Below are 21,420 nucleotides of genomic sequence, written 5' to 3'. Positions count from 1 at the left end.
GGTAAGTCGGTTGTCCTGCGGAAGGGAAGGGCGATCAGTCGCACTTTTGGTGACGATATGTCCCGGATGGGTCTTGCTCGGTCCGTACCAGCGTTGTGCCACCTTCATCCAGTGCCAGCGTCATCGTCTTGGTCCAGCTTTGTCCCTCACCGGTAAAGGCGAAGGTGGCTTTCACTTCAGTCGGCGACACGCCTTCGATGCTCTCAAGACGCCCCATGGATTCGTAGAATTTGAGCGCGTCGGGCGTGACAGTGACCAATCCTTTTGCGTCGTCCCGGCTCGGATCGCAATCGTTCCGCGCCATGCCCCACCGGCCAAGGAACGCCGTTGGAATTTCCTTGATCGCTGGGCCAACACTGTTCGCAGGCGGCGCGATATTGGCGTCGGGTTCGCCGATAGTTTCGACGCTGTCGACACCATTGACCGCACTGGCCCCATTCTCGCTCACCGGCGCGTCGGCTGGCTTCTGACACGCCGCCAATGCCAAAGTCGCAGCGGTTGTCAGCAACAGGCTGGAAAAAGTGCGAAGTCTCATTACGGCGTTCTCCAAAGGGTAAGGCCGGACCATGATGGCCCGGCTCACCTGTCACCCCATTGTGGGGATGACGAACGCATTGCTACCATCGGCGCTGCCATCGGGCCAGCGTTGGGTGATGGTCTTCACCTTGGTCCAGAACTTTACGCCTTCCATGCCGTGCTGGTTGGTGTCGCCAAATGCCGAGCGTTTCCAGCCACCAAAGGTGTGGTAGGCGACCGGCACCGGGATCGGCACGTTGATGCCGACCATGCCCACATCGACGCGGCTGGCGAACTCGCGCGCGGCGTGACCGTTGCGCGTGAAGATCGCGACGCCATTGCCATATTGATGCTGGCTGGGCAGCGCGAGGGCTTCCTCAAAGCTGTCGGCGCGGACGATCTGCAGCACGGGGCCGAAGATTTCTTCCTTATAGGCTTCCATCGTCGGCTTCACATGGTCGAACAATGTCGGGCCAACGAAGAAGCCTTCTTCATGTCCTTGCAGGCTGAAGCCGCGACCGTCGATGACCAGTTCCGCGCCTTCCTCGACGCCCTTGGTGATCCATGCTTCGACCTTCGCCTTGTGGGCGGCCGTCACGACAGGGCCGTAATGGGCTTCGTTGTCGGTCGAAATGCCGACACGCAGTGCATTGATCGCGGGGATCAGCTTTTCGCGCAGCGCAATCGCCGTCTTCTCGCCCACCGGGGTGACGACCGGAAGCGCCATGCAGCGTTCGCCTGCTGAGCCGAAGGCAGCACCGGACAGATCGTTGACCACCTGATCGAGATCCGCGTCAGGCAGGACGATGCCGTGGTTCTTGGCGCCGCCCATCGCCTGCACGCGCTTGCCCGCATCGACGCCGCGCTTGTACACATAATGCGCGATGTCGGAGGAGCCGACGAAGCTAACGGCCTTGATATCCGGGTGGTCGAGAATCGCGTCGACCATTTCCTTGTCGCCCTGCAGCACTTGTAGAATGCCGTCGGGCAAGCCCGCTTCGCTGAACAGTTCGGCCAGCCGCACAGGCACCGAAGGATCGCGTTCGGAAGGCTTGAGGATGAAAGCATTGCCGGTCGCGATGGCGACGCCGGACATCCACAGCGGGATCATCCCGGGGAAGTTGAACGGCGTGATGCCTGCACCGATGCCGAGCGGCTGGCGGAAGGAATAGACGTCGATGCCCGGTCCTGCGCCCTGCGTATATTCGCCCTTCAGCACATGCGGGATGCCACAGCAGAATTCGATGACTTCCAGACCGCGCTGAATATCGCCCTTGGAGTCAGCAATCACCTTGCCATGTTCGGACGAGAGCATATGCGCCAACTCGTCCATGTTCTTCTCGACCAACGCCTTGAAGTTGAACATGACACGCGCGCGACGCTGCGGATTGGTAGCGGCCCAGCCCGGTTGCGCCTTCTTGGCGACCGCCACGGCAGCATCCAGCACGGCGCGATCGCCCAGCTCGACGCGCGCCTGCACGCCGCCATTATTGGGATCGAAAACATCGCTGTAGCGCGCGGGTCCGGTGGCGGTGGGCAATACGACCGACGGGGCCAGCTTGTGCGTAATCTCGCGCATTTCTCGTCATCCTCTCGACTCGGAAACTTATGGAGTGTTTTTGCGCCATTGCGTAATTGCATGCAATGGCGCAGAAATGCAGCGCTGCGCTGCAATTATGCAGGTTTCCGATCCTGAAATAATGGGGCGAGTGTTCGAGGTTCGACTGGGGCGATCTGCGCATATTCCTCGCCGTCGCGTGCGTGCAAGATCGCGCCAGCCGCGCGACTGCTCGGCATCGACGCAACCGCGATCCGCGCCTCGTTCGGCTCATGCGCGACCGGATCGAAATCGTGCGCCGTTTCCGGTTGGGCACACATGAGGACTTGAGGAGCCTTGCGCGGATCGCCGCAGTGGCGCAATGGCTACATCAGCGTGTTACGACGCTTGGCGTTCCGCCTGCGCCACGATAATGGAACACATAACAGGGTCGCCACGGAGCGTTTGCAACTTGCCAATCCATTCCAAGCCCAAACGATTTCGCGCCATCGCGCTTCACGATGGCCGGACGGTAGCAACCGAATATCTGAATTTCATCGCCGCTTGGGTGAAAAAGCCGCGCCAGACGGCGTCGGTGGTGCCGAGCAGCCGCTATCTTGCGCGCATGATGGTGCGCGGACTGGACCCGGCCGGGGGGCGCGTGCTGGAACTTGGCGGTGGCACTGGCGTGTTTACCCGCGCCATCCTGTCCACCGGCCTTCCCGCCGATCAGCTTGAGGTCGTGGAAATCAACCCCGGCTTCGCGCGCAGCCTGAAACGCCATTTCCCGCAGACGTCGATTTTGGAAGTGCCGGCACAGAATGTCGCGGCACATGCGGCGGGGGAGCGTGGCTCTTATCAGATGGTGGTGAGCGGCCTGCCCCTTCTGGCGATGGACAAGAGCGCGCATGTCGCAATCCTGTCCGAAGCGTTCGCCATGCTGCGACCGGGCGGCAGCTTCGTGCAGTTCACCTATTCCCTGCGCCCCCCCGTCTCGCAATCGGTGCTGGACGCACTCGATCTGGACGTCGTGCGCGTTGGCCAGACCGTCCGTAATTTCCCGCCCGCCACGGTATTTCGCTTCGTCCGTCGCGGCGAATGAGCGACTATTATGATGTGATCATACTCGGCGCAGGCGGCGCCGGGCTGATGTGCGCCGCCGTTGCGGGGCAGCGTGGCAAGCGGGTGCTGGTAATCGACCATGCTGACGCGCCGGGCAAGAAAATCCTGATTTCCGGCGGCGGTCGCTGTAACTTCACCAACGTCAACACGGTGGCGGACCGGTATCTGTCAGCCAATCCGCATTTCGTAAAGTCCGCGCTGGGTCGCTATTCTCCGGCAGACTTCATCGCGCTGGTCGAGAAATACGGCATCGCCTTCCACGAAAAGGCGTTGGGGCAGCTTTTCTGCGACGGTTCTGCACGGCAGATCGTCGCCATGCTGCTGGAGGAATGTGCGAAGGGCAGGGTGGAGATCGCTTTGGGCGACGCCATCACCGAAGTAACCCATGCCGACGCGCATTATCGCGTGACCTTCGGCGCACGCACCGTGTCCGCGCCTGCACTCGTCATCGCGACAGGCGGACCGTCCATCCCCAAAATGGGCGCCACAGGCTTCGCCTACGACCTCGCCCGCCAATTCGGCATGAAAGTGGTCGAGCCGCGTCCGGCGCTGGTGCCGTTTACGCTGGGGGGCGATGAAACCCTGTTCCGCGATCTGTCGGGCGTCTCCGCCGATGTCGTGGCGCGTTGCGGCAAGGTAGGGTTCCGCGAAGCGGCGCTTTTCACGCACAGGGGGCTATCTGGCCCCGCGATCCTGCAAATATCGTCCTATTGGCGGCATGGCGAACCTGTCGCCATCGACTTCCTGCCCGCCAACGGCACCGAATGGCTGGTGGAAGCGAAGCGCGCCAAACCGCGCGCAACGGTGCGGTCCGCGCTGGCGTCGGCCTTGCCCGACCGCCTCGCCGAAACCCTGGCGGAACGGCTGGCGCTGTCCGGCGATCTGGCCAGCCAGACTGACAAGGCATTGACGGCGGCGGCGCAGCGCCTGTCCGCATGGCAATTTCACCCCAACGGCACCGAAGGCTTTGCCAAGGCCGAAGTCACCCTGGGCGGAATCAGCACAGCCGATCTGTCGTCGCAGACCATGGAATCCCGCAAAAATCCGGGGCTTTATGCCATCGGAGAAGCCGTTGACGTAACAGGTTGGTTAGGGGGCTATAATTTTCAGTGGGCATGGGCTAGTGGGTGGGCAGCCGGGCAGGCTCTTTAGCGCACGCTGCCCCGGAGTGATTTCAGGCCGGAGAAGCATTTTCCCGTCGGGTATAAAGCCCTGACGATACGGAACATGCTGTAAAACATAAGAAAAATGGGGAACCGGCCGTTCCGACGTCACATGTCATAATTCCAGCCGTTGCGGCGTGCCAAACTGATTCGAGTATGTAATGCCCTTCACGACTCTGCCCAAGCTTCTTTCAGAGGCTCTCTCTTCCCGTGGCTATGCTGAGCCTACCCCGGTTCAGGCCGCTGTTCTCGAACCCGAAGCGCTCGGTCGCGACCTCGTCGTCTCCGCGCAGACCGGATCCGGCAAGACCGTCGCTTTCGGTCTCGCCATGGCAGGCGATCTGCTGAATGCCGAAGGCTTCGCGATGCCGACGCAAAAGCCACTCGCGCTCATCATCGCGCCGACCCGCGAACTGGCCCTGCAGGTCAGCCGTGAACTGATCTGGCTCTATGGCCCCACTGGCGCGCGCATCGCGACCTGCGTTGGCGGCATGGACGCTTCGAAAGAGCGTCGTAACCTCAGCCAAGGCGCTCAGATCGTCGTAGGCACGCCGGGCCGTCTGCGCGATCACCTTGAGCGTGGCGCGCTCGACCTTGCTCAACTGCGCGCCGCCGTGCTCGACGAAGCCGACGAAATGCTCGACATGGGTTTCCGCGAAGATCTCGAACAGATCCTCGACGCTACCCCCGAAGGCCGCCGCACGCTGCTGTTCTCGGCAACCATGCCCAAGCCGATTGTGGCGCTGGCCAAGCGCTATCAGAAGGATGCACTGCGCATCTCGACCGTGGGTGAAGATCGCGGTCATGGCGACATCAGCTATCAGGCGGTGACCGTCGCGCCTGCCGACATCGAGAACGCCTGCGTCAATCTGCTCCGTTTTCACGAAGCCGAAACCGCGATGCTCTTCTGCGCTACCCGCGACAATGTCCGCCATCTCCACGCCGGTCTGACCGAGCGGGGCTTTGCCGTCGTCGCCTTGTCCGGTGAGCATAGCCAGAACGAGCGTAACGCTGCGCTGCAGGCGCTGCGGGATCGCCGCGCTCGCGTTTGCGTCGCGACCGACGTTGCCGCGCGCGGGATCGATTTGCCCACCCTCAGCCTCGTCGTCCATGTCGAACTCCCCCGCGACGCCGAAACGCTGCAGCATCGCTCGGGCCGTACGGGTCGTGCAGGCAAGAAGGGGACCGCCGTTCTGCTGGTGCCTTATCCCCGCCGCAAGCGTGTCGAATCGATGCTGCGCGGCGCCAAGATCAATGCAGAATGGATCGGCGCACCAACGCCTGAGGACATTCGCCGCAACGACCGCGAACGCCTGATAGCCACACTGCTTGAACCGGTGGAAATCGACGAGGAAGATCGCGAACTGGCAAAGCGCGTGCTGGCCGAACGCAGTGCGGAGGATATCGCCGCCGCTCTCGTGCGTGTCCATCGCGCCCGTATGCCTGCACCCGAAGAACTGCTGGACGGTGCGCAGTCGCCCCAGCGCAACGACGGCCCGCGTCCCGGCTTTGAGGATACTGTCTGGTTCCGTATGAACATCGGGCGCAAGGACAATGCCGATCCGCGCTGGATTTTGCCGCTGCTCTGCCGTCGCGGACATATCACGCGCGGTGAAATCGGCGCGATCCGTCTCGCCGCCAGCGAAACTCTGTTCGAAATCCCGCGCCCTGTCGCCGGGCGCTTCATGACCGCAGTCAACCGGACGGCAGGCGACGATCCAGATGGCGAAGGCGCAGTGCTGATCGAGGAAGTGAAGGGCGGTACGCCGCGCGATGAAGCGCGCAGCAATCGTCGCAACGACGGTCCGCCGCCGCGTCGCTATGACGCTGCGCCGACCGAGCGCAAGCAACTCGGCACACGCCCCAGCGGCAATGGTGGCGGCGGCAAGCCGTTCGGCGGTCGTCCCGGCGGTTCGGGTGGACCCGGCGGCCCCGGCGGCGGTCGTCCGACATTCCGCGGTAAGCCTGGCGGCGGTGGTAAGCCCTTCGCAGGGAAGCCACGCGGCGGTCGCCCGGGCTAACCACACCTGTTCCCAATAACACGTCATCCCCGCCTGCGCGGGGATGACGACATCTGAGGTTTCCGTATGCCGCGCATCCTCGTCGATGCAGACGCCTGCCCGGTAAAAGACGAAATCTACCGCGTGGCCTATCGCCACGAGGTCGCCGTGACGATCGTCAGCAACAGCCCGATCCGCGTTCCCGCCCATCCGCTCATCGACCGCATCGTAGTAAGCGATGGCTTTGACGCAGCGGATGACTGGATCGCGGAGAAGGCAGCGGCTGACGCCATCGTCATCACGGCAGACATCCTGCTCGCCGACCGCTGCCTCAAAGTAGGTGCCACCGTCATCGGCAACAACGGCAAGCCTTTCACGCTCAGCTCCATCGGTGCGGCCATCGCTACCCGTGCGATCATGGCCGATCTGCGCGCAGACGGCACCGCTATCGGCGGGCCGCCACCCTTCGGCAAAACGGATCGCTCCCGCTTCCTTCAGTCGCTCGACGAAGCCATCGTGAAAATGAAGCGCGGGCGATAGCGCCCTTAGTTTTTTTGTTTCTTCCTGATCGGCTTGCAGCCTTCGGAGGGGCACAACCGCCAGATCCCTTCGCCGACCGGCGTTTCTTCAATGCCACTAACGGCAGGCAAACGCCCCGGCTGCGCGCCACCCTTGCCTTGCAAGGCCAGCTTGAGATCCTCTGCTGCCTCGGGGCTATCGAGGAAGTCGTTGTGGCCGATGCCCTTCCGGCTCACGGCTGTCGTGTCGATGACATCCACAACGGGGGAGGGTTTGGGGTAACAACGCTGATATTTGTCCTTGGTCAGGCAGAACGGGCTGCCAAGGCGGGGATAATGGTGCAGACCGCGCGACACCCGGATCGCGCCGTCCTTGCCGGACATATACACTGTATAATGACGCTGGCCGCTGGCAATGCCGGGGCGACCGGGAATACCCTGTATGATCTGGCCGAAGCGTTCGCGGTCGACGTCCGGCGACGCCAGGATCACCGTCTTCACTTTCGCCAGGCCTGCGGCATCCAGCATTTCCATTGCATCGATCACGCTGCGCGCGCCCATCGAATGGCCGACCAGAACGATCTCTCTTACCGCCGCGTCCGCCGCCAGCCGCCGAATCATCACGTTCAGATAGGCTTGCGACCAGTCGATATTGGTTTCGTCCCACAGATAGCGGAGGGCAGCGTTCTGCGACGGCCAGGTGAAGAGGATCGCCGGTCCCTTGAACGCCCCTGCCACCCGCATCATCCGAAGCCGCGCAGCAGGGGATGCGAAGTTGTTGTTATATCCATGCACAAACAGGAGCACGCGGCCATTGCCCCGGACGAGCTGTTGGCCCAGCGTATCCCACCAATCGCCTTCTGCCGCCATATTCGGCACGACCGGATCGCCCGGCTTCACCGCTTCGGATGCGTCGTACCAGCCCAGACGGATCGTGTTGGCCCGTTCGGTGGACATATCGAACGTTCCGGTGCGACAGTCGGGCAGGCGCGTCGTGGCGAACAGCAATGGTCCCGTGCCTTGATCCGTCGTCGGGGCAGGGATAGGCGTCGCCACGCAATCCTTCACCCATGCAGCGGGGTCAGGCGGGGGCAGGTGGGTGGCGCAAGCGGACAAGAGAAGCAGCAAGCTGGGTGGCAGCAGGACTGAAAGGCGCTTCATAAGATGATCGTCCGCATATTGGTTTCTGTCGCTGTTCAATGTTTCGGGTGTTTCCGCAAGAGCGGCGCCTTTGGGCTAGCTGGCTTTATCCGGCACGATGGGTTGTAAATCGCTACCTTCGCCTTATTTTTGGACCCTCATACAAGGGGCATTCGCCACAGCATGGCATCCATCATACACATATCCGGCTTAACGAAGCGCTACGCTTCGGGACACGTCGCGCTGCACGGTGTCGATCTGGAGATTGAGGAGGGCGAGATATTCGCACTGCTCGGTCCCAATGGCGCGGGTAAGACGACGCTTATCTCGATCATTTGCGGCAATGTGAACGGCAGTGAAGGCACAGTCACCGTGGCAGGACACGACACTGTCCGGGATTATCGCGGGGCGCGGTCTGCCATCGGGCTGGTGCCGCAGGAATTGCACACCGATCAGTTCGAAAAAGTCATTTCGACGGTGCGGTTCAGCCGGGGCCTGTTCGGCAAGCCCCGCAACGATGCGCTGATCGAGAAAATCCTGCGCGACCTGTCCCTGTGGGACAAGCGCGATTCGAAAATCATGGAATTGTCCGGCGGGATGAAGCGGCGGGTCATGATCGCAAAGGCCTTGTCCCATGAACCGCGCGTGCTGTTCCTCGATGAGCCGACGGCGGGCGTAGACGTGGAGTTGCGGCGCGATATGTGGGCGCTGGTCCGGCAACTGCGGGAAACCGGCGTCACCATCATCCTCACGACGCATTATATCGAGGAAGCCGAGGAAATGGCCGACCGCGTGGGCGTCATCAATCGCGGCCAGCTTATCCTCGTCGAAGAAAAAGCCACGCTGATGCAAAAGCTGGGGAAGAAGACGCTGACCATCATGCTCGCCGAACCGCTTGCATCCATTCCATCGGACCTTGCCGAATGGGATGTGGCATTGAAGGCGGAGGGCCATGAACTGGAATATCTCTTCGATACTCATGCTGAGCGCACCGGCGTTTCGTCTCTCCTGCGGCGGCTGGGCGATCTCGGCATCGCGTACAAGGATCTGAACACGCGGCAGAGCAGCCTGGAGGATATTTTCGTGGGCCTTGTCCATGCACCGGCAGAGGGGGCGGCAGCATGATCCACTTCAGCTTTAATTCCGTTCGCGCGATTTACACGTTCGAACTCGCACGCTTCGGGCGCACCATCCTCACCAGCCTTGCGACGCCGGTCATCACGACGTCGCTATACTTCATCGTGTTCGGTTCTGCGATCGGCAGCCAGATGAAGGAGATCGACGGCATCCCTTACGGCGCGTTCATCGTTCCCGGCCTGATCATGCTGTCGATGTTCACCGAAAGCATCTTCAACTCCAGCTTCGGCATCTACATGCCCAAGTTCACTGGCACGATATACGAGCTGCTGTCCGCGCCCGTATCGGCGCTGGAAACGGTCGTCGCGTATGTCGGGGCGGCCGCGACCAAATCCCTGATTCTTGGCCTGATCATTTTCGCGACGGCGCATCTCTTCGTTGCCCTGCCTATCGCGCACCCTGTGCTGATGGTCTGCTTTCTCGTGCTGATCGCCGTCACCTTCTGCCTGTTCGGCTTCATTCTGGGGATATGGGCGCAGAGTTTCGAGCAGCTTCAGGTGATTCCGCTCCTCGTCGTCACCCCGATGACGTTCCTGGGCGGCGCCTTCTATTCGATCCAGATGCTGCCGGAGCCATGGCGGACGATTACCCTGTTCAATCCGGTTGTGTACCTGATCAGCGGGTTCCGCTGGACCTTCTTCGATAAGGGCGACGTCAGCATCGGCTGGAGCATGGGGATCGTTGCCGCCATGCTCGTCCTCTGCCTCGCGATCATCACATGGATGTTCAACACGGGCTATCGGCTCAAAAAGTAACGGCGCCCTCCCGGGGGGAGAGCGCCGCGAATTTTGATGATCGGAGATCGCGTCAGGCGGAGCGATGCTCGCCCTTCACCCAGCGTACCGTACCGGAGCTGGCGCGCATCACGACGCTTTCGGTCGTCATCTTGCCACCCGGCAGACGCTTCACGCCGGCCAGCAGCGAGCCGTCGGTCACGCCAGTTGCGGCAAAGATGCAATCGCCGATTGCCAGTTCCTTCAGGTCGTAGATCTTGTCGAGGTCGGTGATGCCCCATTTACGGGCGCGGCCACGCTCGTCATCGTTGCGGAACAGCAGGCGACCTTTGAACTGGCCACCGACGCAACGCAGCGCTGCGCAGGCCAGCACGCCTTCGGGTGCGCCGCCCGAACCCATATACATGTCTATGGTCGTTTCCGGATTGGTGGTCGCGATCACACCGGCAACGTCGCCGTCCGGGATCAGCATGATGCCGCAGCCGATGGCGCGCAGTTCACCGATCAGCTTTTCATGGCGCGGACGATCAAGTACGCAGACGATGATGTCGCCCGGCTCAACACCCTTATGCGCGGCGACGGCTTCGACATTCTCACGCACCGACTTGTTCATGTCGATGATGCCTTCGGGATAGCCGGGGCCGACGGCAAGCTTTTCCATATAGACGTCCGGCGCGTTCAAAAGACCGCCTTCTTCGGAGATTGCCAGCACGGCCAGCGCGTTGGGACCGGCCTTCGCGGTGATCGTCGTGCCTTCCAGCGGGTCGAGCGCGATGTCGATCTTCGGGCCGGTGCCGATGGCATTGCCGACCTTTTCGCCGATGTAGAGCATCGGGGCTTCGTCGCGTTCGCCTTCGCCGATGACGACAGTGCCGTCCATGTAAAGGTCGTTGAAGGCGATTCGCATCGCTTCGACGGCGGCGGCATCGGCGGCCTTTTCGTCGCCGCGGCCGATCAGCTTGGATGCGGCGATGGCCGCTGCTTCGGTGACTCGCACCATTTCAAGCACCAATACGCGATCCAGGATCGAACTAGCCTGCATATCCTAAGCCCCTTTAAACTGTCTGTAATCGTTGCTGCACGTGGGTAAGCCGATAGGCGGTGCGTCCATCCTTGTCGAGAACGGGATTCGATAAGATGTGGCATGATGTGCGTCATATTGCTGCCATGAACCAGCGGCAAAACGACGAAATGGTGGAAAAACGCAGTGTCGCACACATAGCGATGGTAGGAGCGCCATTCCTCGCGGCCATCGTTCCGGGCGTCTGCTTTGCGCAGAGTGCGTCGGACGATGCCATCATGGCTGCCTATCGCGACAAAACCCAAATCGTCCGCCCCTGCCGACGCGATCCGGGCAGCATCGTCGTCTGCGGTAGCAGAGCGGAACGCAACGCCCGTGAACGAATCCCGCTACCCGAAGAACGCGACGCGGCGCAGAGCGGGATCGTCCGGAATGAGGCGCCGCGGGCATCGGCAGCCAAAGTCAAAATGGGGTCTTGCGGTATCGTGGCGTCCGAGAGCGCTGGTTGCAACGGCGGGCTGAAGTTATTGAGCGTGGGCCGCTCTGATCCGTCTGAAAGCCAAGCCACAGTGCTAGGGGCGATCAGCCCAATATTGGATGCATCGGAACCGGATTTGTATCCTGCAATACCCGATCGATACAAAGGCGCTGCGCCGCCCTGACCTCAATCCAATATGTGCATCACCATCGGCTGATCGAGCAGACTGTCCGACCCCGCCAGCCGCGCCAGCGTGTCGGCGATGCAGCGTTCCTGCCCTGCATGGGTGACTATGGCGACGAGGACGCCGCCGTCATTGGCCGCGGCGGTCCCGCGCTGGATCATGCTTTCGATGGAAACGCCTGCGTCGCGCGTCGCTGCGGCGATTTCCGCCAGCACGCCCGGACGATCCGCAACCTGGAACCGTAGATAGCTGCGCCCGATTCGTGCACCTGCATCGGCCTTGGTCTGATCCGCCAGCGACGCGACGGGCATCGCGAACGCATCGCCATATTCGTCCCGCGCCACGTCGATAAGGTCTGCGACCACGGCTGAGGCAGTCGGGCCATCGCCTGCGCCCGCGCCTTGAAAGAACAGGCGACCGACGAAATTGCCTTCCGCCACCACCGCATTCAGCGATCCATCGACATGCGCCAGCGGATGGTTGAGCGGCACCAGCATCGGGTGCACCCGCTGGAACAGGCCTTCCGCACCGTTCTGCGCCATGCCGACCAGACGGATTCGGAACCCAAGCGCAGCCGCTTCCGCAATATCCGCAGCGATCACATGGCGAATCCCGGTGATGTCGACACCGCCGAAGTCGAGCCGTGTGCCGAACGCCAGACTGGCCAGAATCGACAGCTTATGGGCCGCATCGACGCCATCTATGTCGAAACTGGGGTCGGCTTCGGCATAGCCCAATGCCTGCGCGTCCTTCAGCACTTCGGTAAAGTCGCGTGGATTGCCTGCTTCCTGGGCCTTTTCCATAGTCGTCAGGATGTAATTGCAGGTGCCGTTCAGGATGCCATAGACGCGGCCGATCTCATTCGCCGCAGCGCCTTCGCGCAGTCCCTTGATGACCGGAATGCCGCCTGCAACCGCCGCTTCATATTTCAGGGCAACGCCTGCAGTTTCGGCAGCGCCCGCCAGCGCCAGTCCGTGATGCGCGATCATCGCCTTGTTCGCGGTGACGAAAGGCTTGCCTGCCGCCAGACATTGCCGCGCCAATGTGAGCGCCGGACCGTCCGCCCCGCCGATCAGCTCCACCACGGCATCGACATCGGCCCGCTGGACCAGACTCGTCATATCGTCCACCCATTCATAGGCGGACAGATCGATGCCCCGATCCTTGGTCTTGTCGCGCGCCGAAATCGCCACGATCTGAATCGGTCGTCCCGACCGTCGGGCGATGAGCGCGCCGTTGGTCTCCAGCAACCGGATCACGCCGCCGCCTACCGTGCCCAGGCCGACTATGGCCACGCGCAGCGGTTTCAGCCCATTTGACCGTTGATCCGTCATACTGTTTCCCGTCCCTCAAACGCCGGTCTGTAACGATTGGCGGCGCTGATAGACGGGGGGGCAGCGTTTTCCAAGGGCTATCGATACGCGAATCAGCGGACGGTGCGTGTTCGTCCACAGGGACCAAGACCGGCGAGCACTATCTTATAGTCGGCGCGCGCCGCTTCGGCATCCGGTACGGAAAGCGTGCGCACGGACTGCGGCGTCAGGGCAGGGGGCAATGCGCAGGCCAGGCGATACCAAAGCAACGTACCCGGCTTGGGCGTGGCGGCCGCCTCGTCGACGATTTCGCCCAATGCGACGGCCCAGCGGGGCTCCACACCGGGACGCCGGACGATAGAGAGCGATACGGGGTCGCCGCTGTCGGTGCGCAGGAAAATCTGCGTTTCGCCTTCGCCCTCAACCGTGCCAGCCACATAGAATGCATCGCCCAGCCCGATGATCTTAGGCGCTGCCTTGGCCGATAGCAGTTCCGCCACGATGCTGCGCACGGTCGATTCGTTCGAAGGGGTCGCAGGAATCTGCGCGTCTGGGGCAACAAGCTGGATTTCCCCCGGCCGGGTTCCCGCACGCGCAAACAGCAGGACGCGCTGCTTTTTCAGCTTCGGCATCTTCCCGCGCGCGTTGACGGCTACATCGTACAGATAGGAGAGGTTGGGCGCGACTCCGCCATCCCCCCGAATCAACCCTTCGGTCTTCGCGGTGATGTAGGCGCGGCGAAATCCGGCGGGGACGCCGGCGGATTGCTCGGGTTTCAGAGAAATCGCCTGTGAAATTTCCGCATTGATGATGAGCGGCGCGGCCGATGCCAGATCGGCCAGATCGGCATAGGCAAGCGCGTTGCCGGAGGCGTCCGCAGAAGGGCGCGCGTTAACCCCATTTTGCGCCCATCCGGTTGAACAAACCAGCGGAAACGCTGTATTTAAGGCAAAAAAAAGGCACGCCGCCGCCGATTTTCCGAGGAGATTTTTGGAGGATACCCGTTGCATGTTCGTTTGACCTCCTGCTAGCCGTGGCGATGTTGTCACGGGCAAGTGTTTTTGTCAGTTTTTAGGAAATGGATCTTGCTGGTCTGATAAAGCGTTTGCGTCATGCGATTGCCCGCGATAGGAGTTACGGCGATAGCAAACAAGCGGACAAGGGCCTTAAAGATGAACGGGGAACCGCTCACCTTGGGGCTCATGTTGGCCATAGGTCGTCATTTTTCAAGAAGCCGAGTTAAGGAGTGTCGTTGCTGAATGGCTTATGCTGACCACTCAGAGGGTTCGAGTCGCACGGTCTCGATCGTCATCGTTGCCCTGATTCATGCTGTTCTCGGTTACGCGTTCGTGTCCGGTCTTGGCATGCAATATGTCAAAAAGGCGGCGGAGCAACTGAACGTCATCGACGTTAAGGAAGAGCCGCCACCACCAGACGAGGAACCGCCGCCACCGCCGCCAGATCAGCCGATCGAACCGCCGCCGGTCGTTGCGCCTCCGCCAATCGTCCAGACGCCGGCGCCTGCGCCGCCGATCCAGACGGTTCGTACGCCTCCGCCGGTATTCAATCCGGTGCCGGTCGCTGCGCCGCCGCCACCTCCCCCTGCGCCGAAGGTCGCTGCCACAAAGGCATCGCCCCGCGGTTCGCCGGGAAGCTGGGTGACGGATGCCGATTATCCCAGCCGTGCGCAGCGTGAAGAACGCTCGGGTACTACAGGATTCCGGCTGGAAATCGGTCCCGACGGTCGGGTTACCAACTGCACGGTTACATCGTCCAGCGGCCATGCCGATCTCGATGCTGAAACCTGTCGGCTTCTCCCTCGCCGTGCGCGCTTTAAGGCAGCGGTGGGATCGGATGGCCAGCCGATGGCAGATAGTTTCAGCAGCCGTATCGTCTGGAAACTGCCGCAGTAATGTTAATGCGTTAACAATTTGGGGCGGTCCAGCCGCACAGCGCAGGATCGCCCCTATTTACCGAACCCATTGAGAGGGAAGTCACGAACATGTTGATGTCTATCGCAGCCGCCGCCGCCCCAAAGGCCGCAGCCAACCCTTATGGTCTTATGGAAGCGCTCGAACAGGGCGGTGTCATTGCCTGGACCGTTTTCATCATTCTCGTCGGCATGTCCGTCGGAACCTTCTTCATCCTGTTCACCAAGCTGATCGAACAGCAGAAGGTGATCAATCAGTACAAGAAGGTGCGCACCACGTTCTGGCGCTCGAACAGCCTTAAGGAAGGCTCGGCCAAGCTCGAAAAGAACTCGGCTTACAAGCAGCTTGTCGATGACGGCATTGCCGCTCAGGAACAGCATGGCAAGCTGACCGATCCCGTCGAAGCCCATGACTGGCTGCACGGTTCGCTGGCACGTTCGGAAAACGCCATCAACTGGAAGCTCGGCGGCGGTCTCGCCTTCCTTGCAACCGTGGGTTCGACTTCGCCGTTCGTCGGTCTGTTCGGTACGGTTATCGGTATCTACCGCGCACTGATCAAGATCGGTGCATCGGGTCAGGCATCGATCGACGCCGTTGCCGGTCCGGTCGGTGAAGCGCTTATCATGACCGCTCTGGGTCTGGTCGTCGCTGTTCCTGCCGTGCTTGCTTACAACTTCCTGCAGCGCCGTAACAAGGCGATTGCTGAAGACCTGAGCTCGTTCTCGACCGACCTGCTGGGTTACATGGTGTCCAACGGCGCCGTGAAGCCGACCGTTTCGTCGGCACCTGCCGCTCCGGTTGCAAAGCCGGTTGCTGCAACGCCCACCAAGGCCTGATTGCGATAGGGAAGCCGGACAGGACGGGCTGCGTTCCGTCCGGCCCCTTGGCTCCGGCCCTGGCCTAGAGCCAAAGACAACATGTTAGGATATTGATACATGGCAATGAGTGTTGGAGGCGGCGGCGAAGACCAGCCGATTAACACGATCAACACGACGCCGCTCGTGGACGTCATGCTCGTGCTGCTCATCATCTTTCTTATCGCGGTTCCGGTTGTTATCCAGACTGTCGATCTGGAACTGCCCAAGGTCGCATTCGAAGTAACGACGACGAAGCCGGAAAATGTTTCCCTGTCGGTTACCACGGAAAAGGACGGTAGCTGCGCAGTCTACTGGAACATGACCAAGGTCGATTCGACAGACCTGTTGAACCGCGCCGTTGCCAAGCTGGAAGCGGATATCAAGAAGGTTGGCGGCATCGAGAATATGACGCCGGAAGATCTCCCCGAAGTGCATATACGCGGCGACATCAACACGCCGTATCGTTGCATCGGCGGTACGATCTACACCATGCAGCGCGCGGGCTTCCCGAAGGTTGGCTTCATTTCCGAGCCCGATCCCTCGTCGCTCACGATCCAGCGTCTCTAAGAGACCAGACAGGAGTTATAGATTATGGCGATGGCTGCAGCCTCTGAAGATGGTGAGCCGATGATGGAAATGAACACGACGCCGTTGATCGACGTCATGCTCGTTCTCCTCATCATGTTCATCATCACCATCCCGATCCAGACCCACGCGGTTAAGATCGACTTGCCGCAAAACGCGCCCCCCACGGACAGCCCGGTCGATCCTGTGAAGAACAAGGTTGCTATCGACGCTGCCGGGACGATCACGTGGAACGGTTCGCCGATCGATCTGCTGACGCTGCGTCTCTATCTGAAGCAGTCGCTGGCAATGCCGGTCGAACCGGAACTGCAGTTTCAGCCTGATTCACAGACGCGCTATGTCGTCGTCGATCAGGTTCTGGCTGAAATCAAGCGGGCCAACGTCACGAAGCTGGGCTTCGTCGGCAACGAACAATATGGTTCGTTCTGACGCATAGTTTTCTGTCGGATCAGAGCTATCTCATTGAAAAGGGCCGCATTTAGCGGCCCTTTTTTTTGCGTTGAACCAATAAGTTAACAGATTTGTTATGATTGCCGTCTAATATAGAGGGGTGGTTCAGGTACAAGCGTAACAGAGCATGGTCGCAAAGCATAACATCGGATCGGATACGGGGCGGATAGCTGGTCGCCGCAACGTGCTGATCGACGTGAAGTTGCGTCGTCCCGGCGAGACCTGGTTCTCGAGCCGGATTGCCGATCTGTCCGCAACGGGGTTCCGCGTACAGACTTTCGTCAAACTGACCGTCGGCATGGAATTGTGGGTCATGCTTCCAGGCTTCGAAGGTCGCAAGGCGACCGTGATGTGGGTACGCGACCATGAAGGCGGCTGCAATTTCGAACGGCCGCTCCATCCGGCCATTTTCGATCACATCGTGCGGAACGAGAACATGCGCGCGAGCGCCCATAAGGGCTCCAAGCCGCTCTAGCCTTAATTGACCCCCTGCGCCCGCGATGAACAATGCAGCGCAAAGTTCATCGCTCTACGCATCACGCGGTGCTTTTATCGCGCGACCGTCCTGGTCGGCACAACCTCAGCCCGGCATTCGCCGAAACCTATCGACACATATCCATCGGCTGAGGCATGCGCTTGCATCACCACCACGTCACCATCGGCCAGGAAAGTCCGGCTTTCGCCATTGGGCAAATGCACGGGCTGACTGCCGCCGCGCGTAAGCTCCAGCAAGCTGCCCAGCCCACTGTCGTCCGGCGTTGAGATCGTCCCTGTCCCCAGCAGATCGCCGGGCAGCAGATTGCATCCGTTGGAAGCATGATGCGTCACGATTTGCGCAGCGGTCCAATACATGTTCGACGCAGGCCCGGACCCCAGAACGGCAGGGGGTATATCCGATGCGCGCATGGCCGTGGACGCCAGCGCGACCGAAAGCGCGATCTGCAGCGCGCCCGCGGCCTGATCTCCCTCATCCCAAAGATACGGCATTGGTGCCGGATCGCCCGCCGGCCGCTCCGGCTGCGCAGCATAGAACGGCGCCAGCGCTTCGGCCGTTACGACCCAAGGCGAGATGGTCGAATGAAAATTCTTGGCCAGAAATGGCCCAAGCGGCTGATATTCCCACGCTTGCAGGTCTCGCGCAGACCAGTCGTTGAGCAGGCAATAGCCTGCAATATGGTCTGCAGCATTCGCGATGGCGATCGGCTCGCCCAATGCATTGCCCGGCCCGATCCAGATGCCTAGCTCCAATTCGTAATCCAGGCGCGCCGATGGGCCGAATACTGGCGCGTCGCTATCGGGTGCCTTGCGCTGCCCATTGGGCCGCGTGACCGGTACGCCGGAGGGGCGTATCGACGACGCCCGACCATGATAGCCAATCGGAATATGCTTATAGTTGGGCAACAACGGCGCATCGGGTCGAAACAGCCGTCCCACATTGTTGGCGTGGTGAATGCCCACATAGAAATCGGTATAGTCGCCAATGGCGGCAGGCAGGTGCATCGCGCAATCCGCCTGCAGATGGAGCATGGACTGCAATGCATCCCGCTGCGCCGCATCCGACAATAGGGTGCTGATCCGCTGCCGCAGCGCAACGCGCTCCGCCTTGGGCAAACCGAACACCCCGTTCAGTACCGACTGGCCCAATGGCGCGACACAGCTTTGCGGTACAAATCCTGCCGCCGCCAGCGCAGTGAGATCGAGTATACTGTCCCCAATCGCGGCGCCGATACGAAGACGATCCGATCCCACCGGACTGAACACCCCCAGCGGCAAATTCTGGATCGGAAACTCCCGATGCCCATTTGCACTGTCGACCCAGCTTGTCCGCGCGGGATCATGCGTCGCATCGACCCCCGCCAATGTCGTCTGCACATCAACCATCGACTGTTATCACGCCCCGCCGGATCTGATCCAACTCAATGGATTCGAACAGCGCCTTGAAATTCCCTTCGCCAAAGCCGTCATTGCCTTTGCGCTGAATGATTTCGAAGAAGATCGGCCCCACCATATTCTCGGTGAATATCTGCAACAGCAGGCCGCCACCGGTTTCCGGCGCACCGTCGATCAGGATACGCCGTTTGCGCATTTCCTCGACGTCATGGCCATGGCCGGGCAAGCGATTGTCGATCATGTCGAAATAGCTGTCCGGACTGTCCTGAAACCGTATGCCGTTCGCGCGGAGTTGATCGACGGTCGCGAAAATATCGTCGGTGGCCAGCGCGATATGCTGGATGCCTTCACCCTTGTAGGCGCGCAGAAACTCCTCGATCTGGCTATTCTCGTCCTGGCTCTCGTTCAGTGGAATGCGGATCTTGTCATCCGGGGCAGTCATGGCCTTGCTCAGCAACGCCGTTGCTTGCCCTTCGATATCGAAATAGCGGATTTCGCGGAAGTTGAAGATGCGTTCGTAGAAGTCCGCCCAGTGGTTCATGCGCCCACGGTTGACGTTGTGCGTCAGGTGATCGAGCGTGTGCAGACCGGCGGCGGTGGCGTCGCGTTCCGCACCCGGGACTGCGACGAAATCGACATCATAGATTTCCTGCGCGCCATAGCGGTCGACCAGATACAGGTTCGAACCCCCTATGCCTTCGATCGCCGGGATGTTGAGTTCCATCGGACCGACCGGCCCCAATATCGGCGTCGCGCCGCGACGCACGGCTTCGTCGAACGCGGCGCGGGCATCGTGAACGCGGAACGCCATCGCATTGGCGGACGGGCCATGGGCATTGCGGAATTCGGCGGCTTGCCCCTGGGTTTCCATGTTCAGGATGAAATTGATGTCGCCCTGCGCATAGCGCCGCACATTCTTCGACCGATGATTGGCCAGATGGGTAAAGCCCATGGCAACGAACAGATTGGCCAGAGCCTCCGGTTCGGGGCTTGTGAATTCGACGAATTCGAACCCGTCGAGACCCAGAGGGTTCTCGTGAATGTCGGTCATGGTGGCATCACTCTCCGATAAAGGCATTTTCCCTCTTATCGGCTATCGCGGATATGGTGTCAAATGATACTATATTTCCGCGCGTGCTTCCGGGCGCGGTTCCTCGATCACGATGCCCCCATATCCCGGCAGCCCATTGAGAGTCGCTCCGTTCACGCTCTCCACCACACGCAAACCTTCGGGGTGCATCGCTGTCCATTGCATCGCCGCGCTCCCCAGATTGAATGCACAGAGTATCGCTTGCTCGCCGTGAACGCGCCGGAGCACCAGCAAATCCCCGGTCGCCTCCACTATCTCCAGACTGCCCCATCTTAACGCCGGGGTCGCCTTGCGCAGCGCCAGCAATCTGCGGGTGACGGCCAGCATGGATGCGCCGTCCGCTTCCTGCCGGTCCACGGCCAGCGCGGCATGATCGTCTCCCACTGGCAACCATGGCTCTGCCGCGCCGAACCCCAGCGAAGGCGCATCGGCCGCCCACGGCATCGGTGTCCGCGCACCATCGCGGCTCAGCGTCAGCGGCCAGTTGGCGATGGCTTCGGGGTCCTGCAGCTTGTCGAACGGAATATCGACCTGCGTCAGCCCCAGTTCCTCGCCATAATAAAGGAAGATGTTGCCGCGCAGACAGGTCAGCAGCAGCATCTTCACCATGCCGAAGGCTTGCCGCTCCTCCGGAGCCGCCCATCGCGAAATGGCGCGCGGGGCATCGTGATTTTCAAACGCCCAGCTTGGCCAACCCATGCCCGGTGTATCGGGCCAGCCGGCCATCACCTCGGCAACGACCTGCGGTTTCAGCGCAGGCGCGTAAAGAAAGTCGAATCCATAAGCACTGTTGAACCGGCTGTCGTCCTGCGTGAACAGCTTCATTTCCCGCTCGGCATCGTCGCCGCCTACTTCGGCGACAGTGAACTTCGCGCCATACCGGTCGGTCAGCGCGCGTAGCCGTTCGATGAAGCGCGGAATATCCGCATGGCTCTGATTATAGATCTTCAACTGATAATCGAACGGCCGCGTGCGGATCGCGCCTGTGTCCGGGGCAGGGGGATTATCGCGCATCTCCAGGTCGTGCATGGCGAAGTTGATCGCATCGACCCGAAACCCGTCGACACCGCGATCCAGCCAGAATTGCGCTGCGCTTAACAAAGCCTGCTGCACCGCCTCGGCATGGACATTCAATTGCGGCTGTGACGACAGGAAATTGTGCAGATAATATTGTCGCCGCCGTCCGTCCCATGTCCACGCGGGGCCGCCGAAGACCGACTGCCAGTTTGTCGGCGGCGAACCATCGGCTTTGGCATCCGCCCATACATACCAGTCGGCCTTGGGGTTCTCACGGCCCGACCGGCTCTCTTCGAACCAGGCATGTTGATCGGACGTGTGCGCGTAGACCTGATCGATGATGACCTTCAGGTTCAGCGCATGCGCGCGCGCGATCAGCGCATCGAAATCGTCCAGCGTCCCGAAGATCGGATCGACCCCGCAGTAATCGGACACGTCGTAACCGAAATCCTTCATCGGCGACGGGAAGACAGGGGACAGCCAGATCCCGTCGACGCCCAGTGACGCAACATAGTCCAGCTTGCCGGTGATCCCCGGCAGATCGCCTATGCCATCGCCGTTGGAATCGGCAAAGCTGCGCGGATAAATCTGATAGATGGCCGCTCCGCGCCACCAGTCGGGGGCCTTTGCCCGCTGCTGAGATAAGGCCGTCATACGCAATCCCCTACGCCCGGTTGGCCTATGCTTACCTGGGCCGTCGATCTTGATCTATGCCCTGTCGGCTACGGATTGATGGC

Annotated in this window: 23 protein-coding genes; 12 read left to right on the top strand and 11 right to left on the bottom strand. The window is 61.1% G+C overall.

Features of this window, described 5'->3' with window-relative positions:
* Positions 1 to 34 precede the first annotated feature (34 nt).
* The 3 genes from QMG56_RS09140 to QMG56_RS09130 form a co-directional block, all read right to left on the bottom strand.
* Positions 35 to 535 (bottom strand): hypothetical protein, encoded by a 501-nt coding sequence (locus QMG56_RS09140; RefSeq protein ID WP_281822224.1) that lies wholly within the window; start codon positions 533 to 535, stop codon positions 35 to 37.
* A gap of 51 nt (positions 536 to 586) precedes the next feature.
* Positions 587 to 2,095, bottom strand: coding sequence for a CoA-acylating methylmalonate-semialdehyde dehydrogenase (locus QMG56_RS09135; protein WP_281822223.1), 1,509 nt, complete (start codon positions 2,093 to 2,095; stop codon positions 587 to 589).
* 95 nt (positions 2,096 to 2,190) lie between these two features.
* Positions 2,191 to 2,394 (bottom strand): hypothetical protein, encoded by a 204-nt coding sequence (locus QMG56_RS09130; protein ID WP_230186776.1) that lies wholly within the window; start codon positions 2,392 to 2,394, stop codon positions 2,191 to 2,193.
* Positions 2,395 to 2,531: 137 nt separating this feature from the next.
* Between QMG56_RS09130 and QMG56_RS09125 the strand changes: the two genes are divergently transcribed.
* The 4 genes from QMG56_RS09125 (at position 2,532) to QMG56_RS09110 (ending at position 6,878) form a co-directional block, all read left to right on the top strand.
* Positions 2,532 to 3,155 carry a class I SAM-dependent methyltransferase gene (locus QMG56_RS09125; protein WP_281822265.1) on the top strand — a complete coding sequence of 208 codons (624 nt, stop codon included), beginning with the start codon at positions 2,532 to 2,534 and terminating at the stop codon, positions 3,153 to 3,155.
* Positions 3,152 to 4,327 carry an NAD(P)/FAD-dependent oxidoreductase gene (locus tag QMG56_RS09120; protein ID WP_281822222.1) on the top strand — a complete coding sequence of 392 codons (1,176 nt, stop codon included), beginning with the start codon at positions 3,152 to 3,154 and terminating at the stop codon, positions 4,325 to 4,327. Before QMG56_RS09125 ends, QMG56_RS09120 begins: the two co-directional genes overlap by 4 nt.
* Positions 4,328 to 4,499: 172 nt before the next feature.
* Positions 4,500 to 6,359, top strand: coding sequence for a DEAD/DEAH box helicase (locus tag QMG56_RS09115; RefSeq protein ID WP_230186778.1), 1,860 nt, complete (start codon positions 4,500 to 4,502; stop codon positions 6,357 to 6,359).
* A gap of 66 nt (positions 6,360 to 6,425) precedes the next feature.
* The gene (locus QMG56_RS09110; protein WP_230186779.1) at positions 6,426 to 6,878 is read left to right on the top strand and encodes a YaiI/YqxD family protein; all 453 of its coding nucleotides are present in this window, start codon (positions 6,426 to 6,428) and stop codon (positions 6,876 to 6,878) included.
* Between the two features lie 5 nt (positions 6,879 to 6,883).
* On the opposite strand, the gene QMG56_RS09105 is transcribed toward QMG56_RS09110, so the two are convergent.
* Positions 6,884 to 8,056, bottom strand: coding sequence for an alpha/beta hydrolase (locus tag QMG56_RS09105; RefSeq protein WP_281822221.1), 1,173 nt, complete (start codon positions 8,054 to 8,056; stop codon positions 6,884 to 6,886).
* 123 nt (positions 8,057 to 8,179) lie between these two features.
* On the opposite strand from QMG56_RS09105, the gene QMG56_RS09100 reads away from it, so the two are divergent.
* Together QMG56_RS09100 and QMG56_RS09095 are read left to right on the top strand one after the other, a co-directional pair.
* Positions 8,180 to 9,121 (top strand): ABC transporter ATP-binding protein, encoded by a 942-nt coding sequence (locus QMG56_RS09100; protein ID WP_230186781.1) that lies wholly within the window; start codon positions 8,180 to 8,182, stop codon positions 9,119 to 9,121.
* The gene (locus QMG56_RS09095) at positions 9,118 to 9,888 is read left to right on the top strand and encodes an ABC transporter permease (protein ID WP_230186782.1); all 771 of its coding nucleotides are present in this window, start codon (positions 9,118 to 9,120) and stop codon (positions 9,886 to 9,888) included. Before QMG56_RS09100 ends, QMG56_RS09095 begins: the two co-directional genes overlap by 4 nt.
* Before the next feature lie 52 nt (positions 9,889 to 9,940).
* On the opposite strand, the gene glpX is transcribed toward QMG56_RS09095, so the two are convergent.
* Positions 9,941 to 10,909 carry a class II fructose-bisphosphatase gene (glpX, locus tag QMG56_RS09090; protein ID WP_230186783.1) on the bottom strand — a complete coding sequence of 323 codons (969 nt, stop codon included), beginning with the start codon at positions 10,907 to 10,909 and terminating at the stop codon, positions 9,941 to 9,943.
* Between the two features lie 107 nt (positions 10,910 to 11,016).
* On the opposite strand from glpX, the gene QMG56_RS09085 reads away from it, so the two are divergent.
* Positions 11,017 to 11,550 (top strand): hypothetical protein, encoded by a 534-nt coding sequence (locus QMG56_RS09085; protein WP_281822219.1) that lies wholly within the window; start codon positions 11,017 to 11,019, stop codon positions 11,548 to 11,550.
* 2 nt (positions 11,551 to 11,552) lie between these two features.
* Here the strand turns inward: QMG56_RS09085 and QMG56_RS09080 are convergent, their stop codons facing one another.
* The 3 genes from QMG56_RS09080 to QMG56_RS09070 all read right to left on the bottom strand — a co-directional run bounded on the left by QMG56_RS09080 (position 11,553) and on the right by QMG56_RS09070 (position 14,076).
* Positions 11,553 to 12,884: a homoserine dehydrogenase gene (locus QMG56_RS09080; protein ID WP_281822218.1), complete on the bottom strand. Its 1,332-nt coding sequence runs from the start codon at positions 12,882 to 12,884 to the stop codon at positions 11,553 to 11,555.
* Between the two features lie 92 nt (positions 12,885 to 12,976).
* Positions 12,977 to 13,873 (bottom strand): hypothetical protein, encoded by an 897-nt coding sequence (locus QMG56_RS09075; RefSeq protein ID WP_281822216.1) that lies wholly within the window; start codon positions 13,871 to 13,873, stop codon positions 12,977 to 12,979.
* 35 nt (positions 13,874 to 13,908) lie between these two features.
* Positions 13,909 to 14,076 carry a hypothetical protein gene (locus QMG56_RS09070; protein ID WP_281822215.1) on the bottom strand — a complete coding sequence of 56 codons (168 nt, stop codon included), beginning with the start codon at positions 14,074 to 14,076 and terminating at the stop codon, positions 13,909 to 13,911.
* 46 nt (positions 14,077 to 14,122) lie between these two features.
* Here QMG56_RS09070 and QMG56_RS09065 point away from each other — a divergent pair, with 46 nt between their 5' ends.
* From QMG56_RS09065 to QMG56_RS09045, 5 genes are all read left to right on the top strand, one after another.
* Positions 14,123 to 14,776 (top strand): energy transducer TonB, encoded by a 654-nt coding sequence (locus QMG56_RS09065; protein ID WP_230186787.1) that lies wholly within the window; start codon positions 14,123 to 14,125, stop codon positions 14,774 to 14,776.
* A gap of 89 nt (positions 14,777 to 14,865) precedes the next feature.
* Complete coding sequence (locus tag QMG56_RS09060) at positions 14,866 to 15,630, top strand: MotA/TolQ/ExbB proton channel family protein (RefSeq protein WP_230186788.1); 765 nt, start codon at positions 14,866 to 14,868, stop codon at positions 15,628 to 15,630.
* Between the two features lie 99 nt (positions 15,631 to 15,729).
* On the top strand, positions 15,730 to 16,218 hold the full coding sequence (locus tag QMG56_RS09055) for a biopolymer transporter ExbD (RefSeq protein ID WP_230186789.1): 489 nt from the start codon (positions 15,730 to 15,732) through the stop codon (positions 16,216 to 16,218).
* A gap of 24 nt (positions 16,219 to 16,242) precedes the next feature.
* Positions 16,243 to 16,665 (top strand): biopolymer transporter ExbD, encoded by a 423-nt coding sequence (locus QMG56_RS09050; RefSeq protein WP_230186790.1) that lies wholly within the window; start codon positions 16,243 to 16,245, stop codon positions 16,663 to 16,665.
* A gap of 148 nt (positions 16,666 to 16,813) precedes the next feature.
* Positions 16,814 to 17,161 carry a PilZ domain-containing protein gene (locus QMG56_RS09045; RefSeq protein ID WP_281822213.1) on the top strand — a complete coding sequence of 116 codons (348 nt, stop codon included), beginning with the start codon at positions 16,814 to 16,816 and terminating at the stop codon, positions 17,159 to 17,161.
* Between the two features lie 74 nt (positions 17,162 to 17,235).
* Here the strand turns inward: QMG56_RS09045 and fahA are convergent, their stop codons facing one another.
* From fahA to QMG56_RS09030, 3 genes are read right to left on the bottom strand one after another with little or no spacing between them, the layout of a single operon-like run.
* Positions 17,236 to 18,567, bottom strand: coding sequence for a fumarylacetoacetase (gene fahA / locus QMG56_RS09040; protein WP_281822211.1), 1,332 nt, complete (start codon positions 18,565 to 18,567; stop codon positions 17,236 to 17,238).
* Entirely contained in the window at positions 18,560 to 19,654 is a 1,095-nt protein-coding gene (gene hppD / locus QMG56_RS09035) for a 4-hydroxyphenylpyruvate dioxygenase (RefSeq protein WP_281822209.1), read from the bottom strand. The genes fahA and hppD overlap by 8 nt, the downstream gene beginning before the upstream one ends.
* Positions 19,655 to 19,696: 42 nt before the next feature.
* Positions 19,697 to 21,337 (bottom strand): alpha-amylase family glycosyl hydrolase, encoded by a 1,641-nt coding sequence (locus QMG56_RS09030; RefSeq protein ID WP_281822207.1) that lies wholly within the window; start codon positions 21,335 to 21,337, stop codon positions 19,697 to 19,699.
* Positions 21,338 to 21,420: the final 83 nt, after the last annotated feature.

This window comes from Sphingobium sp. BS19 (genome assembly GCF_027925545.1).
Classification (GTDB): Bacteria; Pseudomonadota; Alphaproteobacteria; order Sphingomonadales; family Sphingomonadaceae; genus Sphingobium.
Note: the sequence above shows the minus strand (reverse complement) of the source record. Positions and strands in the feature narration are given on the sequence as shown.